At 49.4% G+C, this 15,362-nt stretch carries 13 protein-coding genes, 16 tRNA genes and 1 rRNA gene (1 of these 30 running past the window's edge); 29 read left to right on the top strand and 1 reads right to left on the bottom strand.

What is annotated here, in order from left to right; all coding sequences use genetic code 11:
• The 28 genes from LDO05_RS15075 to LDO05_RS14940 all read left to right on the top strand — a co-directional run.
• Positions 1 to 73, top strand: a 23S ribosomal RNA gene (locus LDO05_RS15075) (it extends 2,979 nt beyond the left edge of the window).
• A gap of 100 nt (positions 74 to 173) precedes the next feature.
• A tRNA-Asn gene (locus LDO05_RS15070) sits at positions 174 to 249 on the top strand.
• 3 nt (positions 250 to 252) lie between these two features.
• A tRNA-Ser gene (locus LDO05_RS15065) sits at positions 253 to 344 on the top strand.
• 13 nt (positions 345 to 357) lie between these two features.
• Positions 358 to 432: transfer RNA gene (locus LDO05_RS15060), tRNA-Glu, on the top strand.
• Between the two features lie 182 nt (positions 433 to 614).
• A tRNA-Val gene (locus LDO05_RS15055) sits at positions 615 to 690 on the top strand.
• Positions 691 to 704: 14 nt separating this feature from the next.
• A tRNA-Met gene (locus LDO05_RS15050) sits at positions 705 to 778 on the top strand.
• A gap of 16 nt (positions 779 to 794) precedes the next feature.
• Positions 795 to 871 (top strand) — tRNA-Asp (locus LDO05_RS15045).
• A gap of 32 nt (positions 872 to 903) precedes the next feature.
• Positions 904 to 979 (top strand) — tRNA-Phe (locus LDO05_RS15040).
• Between the two features lie 17 nt (positions 980 to 996).
• Positions 997 to 1,072: transfer RNA gene (locus tag LDO05_RS15035), tRNA-Thr, on the top strand.
• Between the two features lie 6 nt (positions 1,073 to 1,078).
• Positions 1,079 to 1,163, top strand: a tRNA-Tyr gene (locus tag LDO05_RS15030).
• A 6-nt stretch (positions 1,164 to 1,169) separates the two neighbouring features.
• Positions 1,170 to 1,243 (top strand) — tRNA-Trp (locus LDO05_RS15025).
• 24 nt (positions 1,244 to 1,267) lie between these two features.
• Positions 1,268 to 1,343 (top strand) — tRNA-His (locus tag LDO05_RS15020).
• 28 nt (positions 1,344 to 1,371) lie between these two features.
• A tRNA-Gln gene (locus LDO05_RS15015) sits at positions 1,372 to 1,446 on the top strand.
• A 7-nt stretch (positions 1,447 to 1,453) separates the two neighbouring features.
• Positions 1,454 to 1,528 (top strand) — tRNA-Gly (locus LDO05_RS15010).
• Between the two features lie 5 nt (positions 1,529 to 1,533).
• A tRNA-Cys gene (locus LDO05_RS15005) sits at positions 1,534 to 1,607 on the top strand.
• Positions 1,608 to 1,649: 42 nt separating this feature from the next.
• Positions 1,650 to 1,726: transfer RNA gene (locus LDO05_RS15000), tRNA-Arg, on the top strand.
• A 39-nt stretch (positions 1,727 to 1,765) separates the two neighbouring features.
• Positions 1,766 to 1,845, top strand: a tRNA-Leu gene (locus LDO05_RS14995).
• Between the two features lie 141 nt (positions 1,846 to 1,986).
• Positions 1,987 to 4,395, top strand: a complete 2,409-nt coding sequence (locus tag LDO05_RS14990; RefSeq protein WP_251376165.1) for a YcdB/YcdC domain-containing protein — start codon at positions 1,987 to 1,989, stop codon at positions 4,393 to 4,395.
• A gap of 597 nt (positions 4,396 to 4,992) precedes the next feature.
• Positions 4,993 to 5,292: a LiaF transmembrane domain-containing protein gene (locus LDO05_RS14985; protein ID WP_251376164.1), complete on the top strand. Its 300-nt coding sequence runs from the start codon at positions 4,993 to 4,995 to the stop codon at positions 5,290 to 5,292.
• A 39-nt stretch (positions 5,293 to 5,331) separates the two neighbouring features.
• Entirely contained in the window at positions 5,332 to 6,006 is a 675-nt protein-coding gene (locus LDO05_RS14980) for a PspA/IM30 family protein (protein WP_251376163.1), read from the top strand.
• 5 nt (positions 6,007 to 6,011) lie between these two features.
• Positions 6,012 to 6,566 carry a PspC domain-containing protein gene (locus tag LDO05_RS14975; RefSeq protein WP_251376162.1) on the top strand — a complete coding sequence of 185 codons (555 nt, stop codon included), beginning with the start codon at positions 6,012 to 6,014 and terminating at the stop codon, positions 6,564 to 6,566.
• A 2-nt stretch (positions 6,567 to 6,568) separates the two neighbouring features.
• Positions 6,569 to 7,279, top strand: a complete 711-nt coding sequence (locus tag LDO05_RS14970) for a PspA/IM30 family protein (RefSeq protein WP_251376161.1) — start codon at positions 6,569 to 6,571, stop codon at positions 7,277 to 7,279.
• Positions 7,280 to 7,423: 144 nt separating this feature from the next.
• The gene (gene liaF / locus LDO05_RS14965) at positions 7,424 to 8,074 is read left to right on the top strand and encodes a cell wall-active antibiotics response protein LiaF (RefSeq protein ID WP_251376160.1); all 651 of its coding nucleotides are present in this window, start codon (positions 7,424 to 7,426) and stop codon (positions 8,072 to 8,074) included.
• A gap of 18 nt (positions 8,075 to 8,092) precedes the next feature.
• Positions 8,093 to 9,172, top strand: coding sequence for a sensor histidine kinase (locus tag LDO05_RS14960; RefSeq protein ID WP_251376159.1), 1,080 nt, complete (start codon positions 8,093 to 8,095; stop codon positions 9,170 to 9,172).
• On the top strand, positions 9,150 to 9,800 hold the full coding sequence (locus tag LDO05_RS14955; protein WP_251378749.1) for a response regulator: 651 nt from the start codon (positions 9,150 to 9,152) through the stop codon (positions 9,798 to 9,800). Before LDO05_RS14960 ends, LDO05_RS14955 begins: the two co-directional genes overlap by 23 nt.
• 132 nt (positions 9,801 to 9,932) lie before the next feature.
• A complete protein-coding gene (locus tag LDO05_RS14950) occupies positions 9,933 to 10,712 on the top strand; it encodes a YwmB family TATA-box binding protein (protein ID WP_251376158.1) in 780 nt (259 codons plus the stop codon).
• Positions 10,713 to 10,887: 175 nt separating this feature from the next.
• The gene (gene zwf, locus LDO05_RS14945; RefSeq protein WP_251376157.1) at positions 10,888 to 12,441 is read left to right on the top strand and encodes a glucose-6-phosphate dehydrogenase; all 1,554 of its coding nucleotides are present in this window, start codon (positions 10,888 to 10,890) and stop codon (positions 12,439 to 12,441) included.
• Between the two features lie 159 nt (positions 12,442 to 12,600).
• A complete protein-coding gene (locus LDO05_RS14940) occupies positions 12,601 to 14,184 on the top strand; it encodes a peptide chain release factor 3 (protein WP_251376156.1) in 1,584 nt (527 codons plus the stop codon).
• Positions 14,185 to 14,305: 121 nt separating this feature from the next.
• On the opposite strand, the gene LDO05_RS14935 is transcribed toward LDO05_RS14940, so the two are convergent.
• Positions 14,306 to 14,539 carry a small acid-soluble spore protein SspI gene (locus LDO05_RS14935; RefSeq protein WP_251376155.1) on the bottom strand — a complete coding sequence of 78 codons (234 nt, stop codon included), beginning with the start codon at positions 14,537 to 14,539 and terminating at the stop codon, positions 14,306 to 14,308.
• Positions 14,540 to 14,680: 141 nt separating this feature from the next.
• Here LDO05_RS14935 and LDO05_RS14930 point away from each other — a divergent pair, with 141 nt between their 5' ends.
• Positions 14,681 to 15,346, top strand: a complete 666-nt coding sequence (locus LDO05_RS14930) for a potassium channel family protein (RefSeq protein ID WP_276575516.1) — start codon at positions 14,681 to 14,683, stop codon at positions 15,344 to 15,346.
• Positions 15,347 to 15,362 lie beyond the last annotated feature (16 nt).

Below are 15,362 nucleotides of genomic sequence, written 5' to 3'. Positions count from 1 at the left end.
GTAGATAGGCTGGGGGTGGAAGTGCAGTAATGCATGGAGCTGACCAGTACTAATCGGTCGAGGGCTTATCCAACACAGCTTCACGAAGGGTAACTTCGGAAGCGATACAATCTAACACGCACAATTCGTTTCGTATCTAGTTTTCAGGCGATCAAGTCTGAATTGAATAATGTTCCCTGATAGCTCAGTTGGTAGAGCACTCGACTGTTAATCGAGTTGTCACAGGTTCGAGTCCTGTTCGGGGAGCCATATGGAGAGGTGTCCGAGTTGGCCGAAGGAGCACGATTGGAAATCGTGTAGGCGTCACAAGCGTCTCGAGGGTTCGAATCCCTCTCTCTCCGCCACTATTTTTTGTAAGGCCCGTTGGTCAAGGGGTTAAGACACCTCCCTTTCACGGAGGTAACAGGGGTTCGAATCCCCTACGGGTCACCACTTTCATTAAACAGCTTCAAATGGGGATGAGAACCCATCAGGGTTCGTCGGAGCATATGCTTCGGTAGGAATACATCGCAGTCTCGTTCGAAGAACGAGTATCCCCTACGGGTCACCACTTTCATTTTACACTTGATTTTGTTAAGGTGTATCTGGTATCATAAAGATTATGTTTGACATATGGAGGCTTAGCTCAGCTGGGAGAGCATCTGCCTTACAAGCAGAGGGTCGGGGGTTCGATCCCCTCAGCCTCCACCATATTGTACTACTGACGCGGGGTGGAGCAGCCCGGTAGCTCGTCGGGCTCATAACCCGAAGGCCGCAGGTTCAAATCCTGCCCCCGCAATTGATTTACATAGTGTGGAGCCGTGGTGTAGAGGCCTAACATGCCTGCCTGTCACGCAGGAGACCGCGGGTTCGAATCCCGTCGGCTCCGCCATTTAAATCTTACAAGTGGATAATATGTATTATGGCTCGGTAGCTCAGTCGGTAGAGCAGAGGACTGAAAATCCTCGTGTCGGCGGTTCGATTCCGTCCCGAGCCACCATGATTTACTTACACCGTGCCGGTGTAGCTCAACTGGTAGAGCAACTGACTTGTAATCAGTAGGTTGGGGGTTCAAGTCCTCTCGCCGGCACCATTCTTTGGAGGCTTAGTGAAGTGGCTAAACACGGCAGACTGTAAATCTGCTCTCTACGAGTTCGGTGGTTCGAATCCATCAGCCTCCACCAGTGTTTAGGGGCATAGTTTAAAGGTAGAACAACGGTCTCCAAAACCGTTGGTGTGGGTTCAATTCCTGCTGCCCCTGCCAATTTTATAGTAGCAAAGTATTATGGCGGTCGTGGCGAAGGGGTTAACGCACCGGTCTGTGGCTCCGGCATTCGTGGGTTCAAGTCCCATCGATCGCCCCATTTTACTTACAAATTTAATGATTAATGTTGGGGATTAGCCAAGCGGTAAGGCAACGGACTTTGACTCCGTCACCCATAGGTTCGAATCCTATATCCCCAGCCATTAATATGCGGACGTGGCTCAGCGGTAGAGCATCGCCTTGCCAAGGCGAGGGTCGCGGGTTCGATTCCCGTCGTCCGCTCCATATATGGCGCCATAGCCAAGTGGTAAGGCACAGCTCTGCAAAAGCTTTATCCCCAGTTCAAATCTGGGTGGCGCCTCCATTTTCAATTTTGGCAGACCGTGATACAATGTTTTGAATATTTGCGCCCTTAGCTCAGCTGGATAGAGCGTTTGACTACGAATCAAAAGGTCAGGAGTTCGAATCTCTTAGGGCGCGCCATATTTCTTATTAATTTAATTAAGAATAATTACACACCATGCCGGTGTGGCGGAACTGGCAGACGCGCGCGACTCAAAATCGTGAGGGAAACCGTGGGGGTTCGAGTCCCTTCACCGGCATATAATTTAAAGTTAACCATGAACATTCGTTCATGGTTTTTTTATATTTATTTTTGTTCGTGAACACCAAACTTTCCCAATTTAGTTGTGTTCTTTAATATAGGCACTATTTATTACTGGAAGAGGAAAGGGGAAGTATGAATGAACGGCATAGGAAACAGCAAGGAAGAGTTCACTCCGACATCTGGAGAGAATACATTTGGGGAGGGTACATATGGCCGAAAGAACAGGCCGTTAGTATTTGCGGCGTGTACGCTAGTGCTGCTTATGTTAAGCAGTCCTACAGCAGCCTGGGCTGACAGTAAAGTGACCATAGCTGATACGAAATTTGCAAGCGGCTCAGTCTCTTCTACATCCGTAAGTGTAACTAGTGACAAACTGCCAAAAGGAGCTAAAATTACTTCCGCCCAAGCTGACAAAGCGGTTAAGGAGATGTTCCCGCTTCTGGCTAAGGTATCGTTGGACTCGGCAGAATTTGGCCGCAAGGACAGTTACCCTGTGGATTATGATAAGAAATGGGAGCTTCGATATAATTTACAGATGGGGAATTGGGGGACCTCGTTCAGTGCTCAAGTGGACGGAGTGACCGGAGAAGTCTTAAATGTTAATCTCCCTGGGCGTCTGATTCAGTCGAGTACCAAGGAAGGAGCCTCTAAAGTTGATCAGGCCGGTGCCAAGAAGATTGCTTTAGAATGGTTAAGTGCCAAAGTTAAGGGACTGGATGTACAGAACATTAGAGAGAACAAAGGATACTATGGACAGTATGGCGCTTTATTCGTAGCTCAGGATTACTATTTCAATTTTGAAGTGCCGGTTAACGGACTTTATTCAAATTATGAGTCAGTTCAGGTTGGGGTTAGCCGTACCGGTGAAGTATCCATGTATGGTCGTAGTAAGGCGTTTGCTGAGTACCCTTCCCCTAAGCCTGCAATTACCTTGGAGAGCGCAGACCAGAAGTTCAAGTATAGCTTTGATGTAGAGCTGACTTATATTCCAGACCAGCTTAACTCCAGAAGCACACCTAAGTACTTCCTGGGATATGTACCGGTGGACAGCAGTATGAATAGTATTGACGCAGTCACCGGGAAGAAGACAGATCCTCAATATGGGACGCCTAAGAGCTTGCTGAAAGCTGAGAGTATTCCTGCTGGAGGGATTGCTTTCACTCCATCTAAGCAACCCATTGAAGACGGGGAAGAGGCAGTAGAACGGATTAAATCATTGGTTTCTATTCCTTCTGAATTCAAAGTTGACTATAAGCAGCTGACGAGAAGATGGGATAATCCTACCCGGAAGGCGTGGAACGTATCATTTAGAAATGGCAGCGAACGTAATGGGCCAACGGAAGGTATCCAGGCGGAAGTAGATGCCAATACCGGTCAGATTTTGGCTGTGTACTATAATGATTATTATCCCGAGGTGAAGGAATACAAGCCTAAGGGCAAAATTCTGAATGCCAAAGGAGCCAAAGAGAAGGCACTTCAGATTGTGAAAAAACTGGTTCCTGATGCGGCGAGTGAGTATAAGCTCACTTCAGTGATGGATAGAGACCCCAAAGTTTCTTCATCTAATTATCATTACAGCTTCAAACGGTATATCAATGGAATTCCCGTTATGAACAACTCCATTGACCTTGCGCTTAGCTCGGATGGCGTGATTCGTTCATTTTCTACGGGGGCTACAGTGAATGCTTCTGCCTTCGCGGAGAGCAAGCCTGCTATATCCAAGGAAGAAGCCAAGAGTGCGTATCTGAAAAATTGGACTATGGAGCTGAGGTATGAGCGGTTTGGCGGGACATACGAGTTGGGTGGAAGCACTACTCCTGTAAGCGTCAAGCTGGTCTATGCGCCAGTACCTAAGAGTTCAGAGCTTGGAAGTGATTACTATGCCTACAGCCCAATTGATGCCAATACAGGTAAACTTCGCGGAGGCTATGCTCCGTTCATGGCAAGCAAAGTCAACGAAGCTACCGACATTAAAGGCCACCCATTGGAAAAGGCTCTAGCCGAAGCTGTCCAGTATCGTGTTCTCCTTCCAGATGAGAACGGCCTGGTACTCCCGAATGATCAGATTAACCAAGGGGAGTGGATTAATATGGCGGCTCGGGCTCTGAATCCTGATCTAGGTTACTACTACGGCGGAGCGGACGGAGGCACAATTGCGGGTGTAACTGAGGATAGTCCTTATTATCAGGCACTACAGGTATATGTAAATAACAATTGGCTGATTGCGGGTGCAGACCGCATTCTAACCCTGGATGCTAAGCTGACCCGTGATCAGCTTGCCAAATACCTGGTTGAAATGCTGCAATATAGTAAGCTGGCCCAGTTCTACAATCAATCAACAGATCTGAATGGAGCTGCCGATGCAAGCAGTATTATCAATAAAGGCGCGGCGGCAATCGTGCTGAAGCTGAAGCTGCTTGATCTGAAGGATGGGAAGTTCGCGCCGGAGACCGTGGTTACACGTGCAGAAGCGGCAGAGGTACTGGTGCGTCTCAAGGATCTCATTGGTCAAACCGATAATTTTCTTAACCAAAACCAATACTAATTCAATAGGCAGTGTAAGGTGAATAACGAGCAGCCCGGGTCCTCAAGACCCGGGCTGTTTGTGTATAGAGGACAACTATCCACGGAGGATTCGGCTAGGCTGTTGTTAGTGCAATTAGAAGACCAGCTGTAGGACTAGCTGTAAGACCAGCTGTAAGACCAGCTGTAAGATTAGCTGTAGGACCAGCTGTAGGACTTGCTCTACAAAGCTGAGAAATAGAATAAATAAAACAAACGCCGTAGCCTTAACTTAAATAATCTGGTCACTAGCTCGTACATCCACATTCGGAAGCAACACCATAGCTACAGGACCAATTGGGTGCGCCCGTTACAGACCTAAGCCGATCGCTCGCCATGTTGGGTGCGGCCGTTACAGACTTAAGCCAACGCTCACCATGTTGTGTACAGCCGTAACAGACCAAAGCTAAACGCTCACCATGGTTACCGCTTGAACGGCCAGGCGACGCTCTATCTGAGGCCCCGGCTTATCCTCGACCTAAGTCCAGTATGAAAAACCGTCCACGGTCCGTTTTGAGAAATTACAATAAGGCCTAGAATAAAGACATAAGGTTGAGCTTAAAGAGAGGCGGTGAAAGAAATGAGAACAAACAACAAACCAAGCGGATTTGCAATTGTGCTTATTGCACTTGGGGTACTGATCTTGTTAGGCAAGCTGACGCCTTTCTTCGGCAGTCTGTTCGGTATTCTAATAGCCATCGTAATGATTGCCCTGGGATACTACGGGATTCGTAAAGGCAACGCATTTTTCGGATGGATCGTATTGTTTATCGGTGTAATCTCCCTGATCTCCAAGCTTGCTTGGATCATCGTGCCATTACTCGGTATCGGGCTGATTGTATATGGTATTTCCTCGCTTAGAGGCAAACGGAGTTACTAATACACAGTACTATTACGGTTAGGAGGGAACTGAACAATCATGAGTGTATTTAGACGGGTAAGAGATATTACGGTAGCAACACTGAATGAACGTCTGGAGCAGGCACAGGATCCTGTGCAGCTTATTGATCAATTCCTGGTTGAGACCCGGCAGGAGATCGCAGAGGCCGAGAAGCTGCACCATCAATACTCCGGGCATACCAGACAATTGAAGCAGCAGGTCGATCATGCAAGCTCCATGCTCAGCAAGAGAGAAGAGCAGGCGTTATTGGCTCTGAAAGCGGACGAAGAGCACTTAGCCAAGCTGGCTCTTCAAGAGAAGCTGCTTTATGAAGAGAAGCTTGAGCAGTACTCGGAGCTGTACAGCCAGAGTCTTGAAGCACTTAACCAGCTCGAAGCTCAAATGAACGAACTTAAGAGCGAATATCAGGCGGTATATAACAAACGGCAGTACTACTATGCCAGAATGGAAACCCTTCGCCTTCAACAGAGAATGAACCAGCGTATGGGCAGCTATGGTACACAGGATGTGCCGAAGATGTTCAACCGTCTGGAAGACCGTGTCTCCGATATGGAATGGGAAGCCCGGAGCCTGCGCGATCTTCGCAAGGCAGGACAGGAGCTCTTCAACCAGACGGGAACCGCGATTCAGTCTACTCTGGAACAGGAGCTGGCGCGACTAAAACAGAAGCTGAACAAGCGAGGAGAGGAGTAATTGCGATGGGCACATTATATCGTTCCCGGCGCGACCGATGGATTACAGGTCTGTGCGGGGGACTTGCAGAGACCTTTGGCGTAAATGTCGGCGTGCTTAGGCTGCTGACGGTCGTAAGTATTCCTTTTTCCGGTGGCACCACGATTCTGATCTACTTGATCGCGTCGCTTGTCATCTCTAAAGAGCCGTATGTTCCTTATGATCCTTACCACCAGGGTGGATGGCCGGGCGGCGGACAATATGGACCAGGTCCGGGGTATGATCCTAGGGATCCACGGTACAACCAGCGTCCTCCTTACGGTAATGGCCAGTACGGTGGCAACGGACAATATGGAAATAATCCGTTCGGCGGGAATCCATTTGGGGGTAACCCTTTTGGAGGCAGCCCGTTCCAAGGAAATGGTCCCCAGGGGGGCCGGCCAGCCAGTTCTTCTTTTAAAGATCAGAACGAGGCTTCAAATCTAGATTCTATGATGGATGACATCGAGAAAAAAGCCATGAAAAAAGAATTGGATGAGCTTCGCCGTAAGCTGTCCAAATATGAGAAGGGAGATTTATAATTATGGGAGTATTTAAAAGAATTAAAGATATCACTAAAGCGTCGGTAAATGAAATGCTCGATAAAGTGGAAGATCCGATTGTTATGCTTAACCAATATCTTCGGGATATGGAAGCCGAGATTCGCGATGCCGAGGTAACGGTTGCGAAGCAAATTGCGAATGAACGCCGCATGAAACAGCGTCTTGAGGAGGCTTACCGTGTATCCTCACAGCGTGAAGCCCAGGCTGAAGCAGCACTGAAGAATGGACAAGAAGAGATTGCCCGCCGTCTTCTGGAGGAGAAAATTCATTTTGACCAAAAACAAGCGGAATTCAGAGATCTTCATGCCCAAGCCGAGATCCATGCCGCGGATCTGCAGCAGCAGCTCCATGATATGAAGGATGAGTTCTACAAGCTGCGCAACAAGCGTAATGAGCTCGTAGCCCGTGCGCAAATGGCCAAAGCTAAGAAGCAGCTGTCCCAGGCTAACCCGCTTAACACGATTGAGAGTGGTGGTGCAGCGCTAGGCTTCAGCCGTATGGAAGAGAAGATTCTTCAGATGGAAGCTGAAGCGGATGTACTGGGTACTCCGTATCGTCCATCAGCAGGGGCCGGTTCTTATATCAGTCCTGCTGATGCGGAGAAGCAGCTTCGGGTAGAAGAGCAGTTGAATGCGCTCAAATCCAAGCTGAATCCTCCCGCCAAGCCAGGAACGCCAGCATCCAAAGAATAACTACCGTCCATTAGTGGAATATGATATTCTAGTTGAGGTGAAGCCATACGGTATGCAGATACCGTCATGGCTTTTCCGGTCTTTCTGGGCCAAGTACCTGAAGCTTGCACGGATGGATCTTTATACTTAGACAGGAGGTGCAGCATGGATAAAAGGAAATCATTTTTGGCCATAATGCTTATCGGATTTGGACTTCTTCTGTTCTTTGGTCAAGGCATCAACTTCCTTACCATTGCGGCCCTGCTATTTCTTGTCTACGGAGTTCACAAAATCCGTCAGGGAGAAGAGATCAAGACCGGCTATATCTTGTTAGCCGTAGGCAGTGGGCTTATTTTGCTTGAACATTTGATGTTAGTTGTGGCGATCATCTTGATTTCGCTTGGTCTGTTCTATGCCAAAGTCAAGAAGATGCTCCCCCGGGGAGACCATATTCAGAAGCAGAACTTCATTGCCGGTGTGCACTGGGACAGAGATCCCTGGGTGCTTCGGAGTATAAGCATGTGGCATGTGCTGGGTGAGCATGATATCGATTTGTCCCTGGCGAGCGTGGAAGAGCCTGAGAATATAATGATGCTTCAAGGTGTTGTTGGAGATATAGATCTCGTAATTTCGGAGGATTATGGCGTTGAGATTGAGGCATTTGTCATGTTCGGTCAGATCGAGTTCGGCCCTGATAAGGAGACCGGCATGGTGAATCGCTTGAACTGGCGTTCGCCGAATTATGATTTGCGGGAGAAAAAAGTGAAAATTATGATCTCCTACCTTGTGGGAGACATTGATATACGTTTATCGTAGAGAGGAGGGGAGTCCCTGATGAGACGAAAGAAACCGGTGAACATGATCTCCCGAAGTATGCGCGACGGGATTCTCCTGTCTTTCTTTTTATGCGGCGCTATTCTGTACCTGCTTGATACATATGGTTATCTAAGTCCGGCCTCTTCCTGGACCAAAGTCATTCAGGCGTCCTTAACCGGAGGTCTGTTGCTGGTTGGTACGGGAGCGGCTTATGGTCTTTATCAAATTTATAGCGTGAAAAGAAGGATGGATGTGCTCAGAGATTCTCTGCTGCAATGGGAGAAGGGGAATCTGTCCAGAACCGTTCCGGAGCTTGGGGAAGACGAGATCGGGCGGCTGGGCGAGCAATTGGAACGTATCGGTAAAAGGTGGGAAGAGCAGGTTAACTCCCTGCAGCGGTTATCAACACATAATGCCCAATTAGCAGAGCAGGCCCGGATATCCGCAATTGTAGAAGAACGTCAGCGGCTTGCCAGGGAACTTCATGACGCTGTATCCCAGCAGCTGTTCGCAATCTCAATGACGGCAACCGCGGTAGGCCGGACGCTGGAGAAGGACTTCGACAAGGCGCAGAGGCAGGTGGAGCTGATTGAGGAGATGTCCTCGGTGGCTCAATCGGAGATGAGGGCGCTTCTGCTGCACTTGCGGCCGGTGTATCTGGAGGGCAAGGCGCTCTCCGAAGGAGTAGCGGAGCTGGTTAGAGAACTTAAGAGTAAAGTGCCGATGGATATTACGCTGGAGCTCGATCCTGACATCAAGCTTGTGAAAGGGATTGAGAATCACCTCTTCCGAATTATCCAGGAGGCTTTATCCAATACGTTACGCCATTCCAAAGCCGACAAGATGGAGATACGTATCCATCAGCGTCCGGAAGCCGTGAAAGTTATTCTCAGAGACAATGGAATCGGCTTTCAAATGGATGAGAAGAAGCAGACGTCTTACGGGTTATCCACCATGCAGGAGCGAGTACATGAAATTGGCGGTTCCATTCAATTCATTACTTCGCCGGGAGCAGGTACCCGAATTGAAATTACAGTACCCCTAATGATTGAGGAAGGCGGGTGGAATGAGAACGATGGAGACGGAGATTCCCATTAAAGTACTGCTGGTCGATGATCATGAGATGGTGCGCATTGGTCTAGCCGCTGTCCTTGGAACCGAGGATGGCATTGAAGTGGTTGGTGAGGCCAGCAGCGGGCAGGAAGGCATTCGTCTGGCCCAGGAATACAAGCCCAATGTGGTGTTGATGGATCTGGTAATGGAAGGCATGGACGGAATCGAGACTACGCGTCAGCTTCTCAAGCTGTACCCGGACTGCAAGGTAATTGTGCTGACTAGTTATCTAGATGACGAGAAAATGTACCCGGTCATTGAAGCAGGAGCCTTCAGTTATCTGCTCAAGACTTCCAGAGCCTCCGAGGTGGCCGAGGCCATTCGGGCAGCAGCCAGAGGCCAATCGGTACTGGAGTCTCAGGTAGCCTCCAAGATGATGAATCGGTTCCGTCAGCCTAAGGCGGAAGCGGCAGCTCATGAAGATCTGACCGAGCGGGAGATGGATGTGCTAAGGTTAGTGGCACAAGGCAAATCCAACCAGGATATTGCCGATGAATTGATCATTGGCGTCAAGACCGTGAAATTTCACGTGACCAACATTTTGGCTAAATTGCATGTGGAGGACCGCACACAGGCGGCGATCTATGCCTATAAGAACGGGCTGGCTGAGTAAGAGCAGGCAGCAGCAATCCGGGGACGGAGGTCCCCGGGTTTTTTTATGACCAAATAGAAGTATAAACCGCTCAGGGCAAGGACATCCTGATTCATAGATTGATAGATTCGTCAGGAGAGGATGTTATCAGGCATGACTAAAGGGCGGGGAATTATCGTTATTTTTATTGCACTTATGGTGGGAGTTCTGGGATTTGATTACGGAAATGATGTTTCAAGCAATAACACGGATTATATAGGTAATGCGGAGAAGCAGCTGGATGCTGTTCTGTCGGTCGGCAGCTCTGTTAGCCGTGAGCGTCTGGACACGGTCATCAAATGGCAGGGGGATTGGAATACTGCCTATGTAGCAGAGGAAGGAGCTGGTCTGATTGCGTCAGAACTCGGACTTGTGAAGCCGTCAGCTGTGAAGGTGCAGAATCATCTGGTCTATCGCGCTGCAGGACAAGTCGGACGGGTTCCGGTCAAGTTCTCTGTAACCGGTAGGGAAGAGGGCTTGTATGTAGTGGCGCAGCTGGACGGGAGCAGCCAGGGAGACAGGAGGGAGCTGAAGCTGGCTCAGTCCGAGGTCGGACGCGAACTTAGCAGACTTGGCGTGAATATCCAGTGGAGTGTGGCTGTCCAAGGCTCTCTGGAGGGGAACGGGATTGGGACACCGCGCAGTACAGATCGAAATGTAGCGAAGCTGCTGAGCCAAGTTGAAGCCCAGGCCGGAGCATTCTTCGAGCTTCGCCGGGTGGAGGGCTTCCAGGATGAGTACACGGCATCGGAGTCATACGAGGTCCCCGGCTTTGGGGTGACTGTACAGAGCGGAAATGCCAAGCTCGGACTGCAGATGGCGGTTCATTTGAACTCGGGGACCGGGGCAAAAGAATTATCGATTGGATCCCCCATTCTAACTGTTGAATATTAATATAATATCTTTTTATCGAGTAGGTAAGTAATAGTTATCTGATCACCATAGTTGTGGATAGCATCCTCGTATCGAATATGCTAAAATTAATCAACACAAATGAAATATTTGCCTGAAAGAATTATGCTGCATGCATAAATATACAACTATTCTACATAGAAAGAAATGAGGAGCCATGGCTGAACAACAAAATTTAAATGCACTGAAGACCCCTGGAGCTGTATTTTTTATTTTTGGAGCAACTGGTGACCTGGCACGGCGCAAGCTGTTCCCCGCAATCTATTCTTTGTATCGTGAAGGCAAGCTGGCTGAAGATTTCGCGGTCATTGGTGTTGCGCGCAGACCACGCTCGAAGGAAGAATTCCACGATGACCTGTACAACTCGATTCAGGAGTTCTGCCGGTATAAGGTGCTTGACACTGCGCACTGGAATAGATTCGCTGAGCATTTCGAATATAAGTCCCTGGACATTAACAATATCGATGGGTATCGTGAGTTGCAGGAGCAAACTGTAAGCTTGGAGAAGCGTTATGGGATCCCGGGCAACCGGTTGTTCTACTTGGCGCTTGCTCCAGAGTTGTTCGGCAGCGTATCCGTGAATCTGCAGAAGGGCGGCATGCTGGACAGCGCGGGTTGGCATCGTCTGGTTATCGAGAAGCCGTTCGGCTACGACCTCTTGTCCGCGCAGAAGCTGAATGAAGAGCTTAGTCACGTATTCAAGGAAGAAGAGATCTACCGTATTGACCACTACCTAGGCAAGGAAATGGTTCAGAATATCGAAGTGATCCGCTTCGGGAATGCGTTCTTCGAGCCGCTTTGGAACAATAAGCATATCGCTAACGTTCAGATTACACTGAGTGAGACTGTTGGTGTGGAAGAGCGTGGAGGCTATTACGACCATGCGGGTGCCCTGCGTGATATGGGTCAGAACCATATGCTGCAGATGCTGACCATGATCGCGATGGAGCCGCCAAGCCGTCTGCTTCCTGAGGATATCCGGGATGAGAAGGTGAAGGTGCTTCGTTCCCTTCGTCCATACGAGTCCGCGGCGGAAGTTGAGGAGAATGTGGTACGTGCGCAGTACACACAAGGGGAGAGAGGCAATACGAAGCTCCCGGCCTATCGTGACGAGGACAAGGTTGATCCGAGTTCCAATACCGAGACATACTTCTCTGCAAAAGTAATGGTGGACAACTTCCGGTGGGCGGGAGTGCCGTTCTACATCCGTACAGGCAAACGCCTCCCTGTGAAGACGACTGAGGTTGTAGTTGAATTCAAGAATATGCCTACCAACGTGTATCTGGGTCAAAAGCATACCCTCGAGCCGAACCTGCTTGTAATTCGGGTTAACCCTATGGAAGGCATCTATATCAAAATCAATGCCAAGAAACCGGGTACCGAATCACAAATCGAACCACTGGCTATGGAATTCTGCCAAAGCTGTCAAGTGGGAATCAACTCACCTGAGGCTTATGAGCGCCTGATTCACGATGCGGCCGAGGGCGACTCCACCTACTTTACACGTTGGGATGAAGTGGCTACCGCTTGGGCTTTCGTAGACCGTATTGCTCAGGCCTGGAAGCAGAACCCGGGAGATATCAAGCATTATCCCGCTGGTTCATGGGGACCGCAGGAAGCGCATGAGCTACTGGCCAAGGACGGCTTCCATTGGTGGCCGGTTAATGGGCAGGATGAAGACAATGTGATCTGGATTAAGAACCAGGGGTAACGTTACAAGGAAGCTTGAGAAGATTCCTTTAATTTATAACTAAAGAGAACCAAGCAGCTTGTCCTCATGTATGCTATACATGAGGATGATTTGCGTACAGGCGGATAAAATATGTTACAATATAGAACATGACTTGTGGAACGAAGGGATACGTGAGAAATGAGCAAAGCATTGTCAGAAGTGCTGCAGCAGGAAGTAGACAAACGTAGAACGTTTGCGATTATTTCCCACCCGGATGCCGGGAAGACAACATTAACGGAGAAGCTTCTCCTGTTCGGGGGAGCGATTCGGGCAGCTGGGTCCGTTAAGGCCCGTAAAGCAAGCAAACACGCAACGAGCGACTGGATGGAGATTGAGAAGCAGCGGGGAATCTCCGTAACCTCCTCGGTTATGCAGTTCGATTATCAGGGACATCGCATTAATATATTGGATACGCCAGGTCACCAGGATTTCAGTGAAGACACCTACCGTACGCTTACGGCTGCCGACAGTGCCGTCATGTTGATTGACGTGGCCAAAGGCGTTGAGGCACAGACAGTGAAGCTGTTCCAGGTGTGTGCCAAGCGGGGGATTCCGATCTTCACCTTCATCAACAAGCTGGACCGCGAAGGACGAAGTCCGTTCGACCTGATGGAAGAGATTGAGGAAGTGCTTGGAATCCGCTCGGTGCCTATGAACTGGCCTATTGGTTCCGGACGGGAACTATGCGGCGTATATGACCGGATGAAGAACCAGGTTGAGCTTTTCCAGGGAGATGACCATTCTTCTATCGAGGTCAAGAAGGTAGCGGACTACAATGATCCTGCGATTCGGGAAATGGCGGGAGAATACCTGCATGATCAGCTATGTCAGGATATTGAACTGCTGGACGTCGCCGGAGATCCATTTGACTATGAGAAGGTTAGACGCGGGGAATTAACACCTGTCTTCTTCGGCAGTGCGGTGAACAACTTCGGGGTGCAGACCTTCCTGGAGAACTTCCTGGAGCTGGCACCGAAGCCGGAGCCTCGTCAGAGCACGGCAGGACTGATCCAGCCGACAAATGAGAAATTCAGCGGATATGTGTTCAAGATTCAGGCGAACATGAATCCGGCCCACCGTGACCGGATCGCTTTCCTCCGGATATGCTCCGGCAAGTTCGAACGCGGAATGTCGGTGAAGCATGTGCGGGCAGGCAAAGAAATCAAGCTATCCCAGCCTCAGCAGTTCCTGGCTCAGGATCGTGACATCGTATCCGAGGCCTATCCGGGGGATATTATCGGTCTGTTCGATCCGGGCATCTTCCGGATTGGAGACTCGCTCAGTCAAGGCAGTGAGGTCGTGTTCGATGAGCTTCCTACGTTCTCACCGGAGATTTTTGCCAAGGTTACTGTTAAGAATGCACTTAAGCATAAGCAGTACCAGAAGGGGATCGATCAGCTGACAGAGGAAGGTACGATTCAGGTATTTAACACGGTCAGCTTCGATGATACGATTCTGGGCGTGGTTGGACAGCTCCAGTTCGAGGTGTTCGAGTACCGCATGAAAGGGGAATATGGGGTGGATGTGCAGTTGCAGCGCGTTCCTTATCAGTTCGCCCGCTGGATCATTGATGATCAGATCGACCCATCCAAATTCCGAATTAACTCTACGCTTGTAAGAGACAAAAAAGACAACTATGTGGTCCTGTTCGAGAATGAATATGCTATGAGAACGGCCATGGAGAAGAATCCGACAGCCAAGTTCCTGGAGACCGCGCCATAAGCGAGCGGTTGAACGCATCAGGATCTAAATTTATCCCTCCCCTTGTGAATGCAGGGGGAGGGATTTTTTACAGGCAGGTGTTAGGAGCTGGGGTCCAAGACTCTTTGTGAATAACCTGATTCTACAAGAGTGGTCTGAGCTCGGTGGTCTTCAGCTGCTGACTAACGAGACCAACCAGCTCGTCCTGCTTGCTTCTGTCCAGCTGCTTCCACATCATCTCGAACATGACACCAAGACCGGGAAGCGCGGCTTCCGGGCCATCCACAGAGCCTTCAATCATGCTCCGGAGACCGTCAGGATCCTGACCATGAACTTTATGAATGACCGCTTGTCTCAGATCCAGCATGATTCCCACACGAATTCCTCCTTTGATGTAAGCAATGGTGTAAAAGGGCCGCATCTTACTGTTCCCGAACCGGCCTGGGTAAATTCAAGTTCACTTTGGATTATGGTATACTAATTGCATTATAAATTCCGGGCAGGTGGAGATGGAATCGTGGCTAAGAAGCAGTTTGCGGTAATCGGAATGGGCCGATTTGGATATAGTGTAGCTAATTCACTAAGCAATATGGGGTTTGATGTGCTTGCGATTGACTCCGATGAGCACCGTATACAGGCGGTATCTCACATTGTAACTCATGCGGTGTCAGCGGATTCAACAGAGGAAGAAGCGCTTCGGGCGCTGGGGATCCGGAATTTCGATGTGGTTGTCGTTGCGATTGGTGAAGATATCCAGGCCAGCATCCTAACCACACTAATTCTAAAGGATCTGGGAGGACCAGTGATTGTTGTAAAGGCCCAGAATGAACTCCATGGCAAGGTGCTGCAAAAGATTGGTGCGGACAAAGTAATCTACCCCGAGAGGGACATGGGCCAGCGAGTCGCGCATCATTTGGCGTCGCCAAATATTCTGGATTATATTGAGCTCTCCGATGATTATAGCATTCTTGAGATTAGAGCGAACTCGGCCATGATTGGCCAGAATCTCAAAGAGCTGAATATCCGTGCCCGGTTCGGTTGCAATGTTATGGCGATTAAGAACGGCACAAAAATGAACATTTCACCGGATGCCGTATACCGGTTAATCGAAGGCGATATTCTCGTCATCGTGGGTGAGAAGAGCGATCTAACCAAGCTTGAGCTTGCTTATTCCCAAATTTAGAAGCTAGGATGAAGAC

Source organism: Paenibacillus sp. YPG26 (assembly GCF_023704175.1).
Lineage (GTDB): Bacteria > Bacillota > Bacilli > Paenibacillales > Paenibacillaceae > Fontibacillus.
This window is presented reverse-complemented; position numbering and strand designations above follow the sequence as displayed.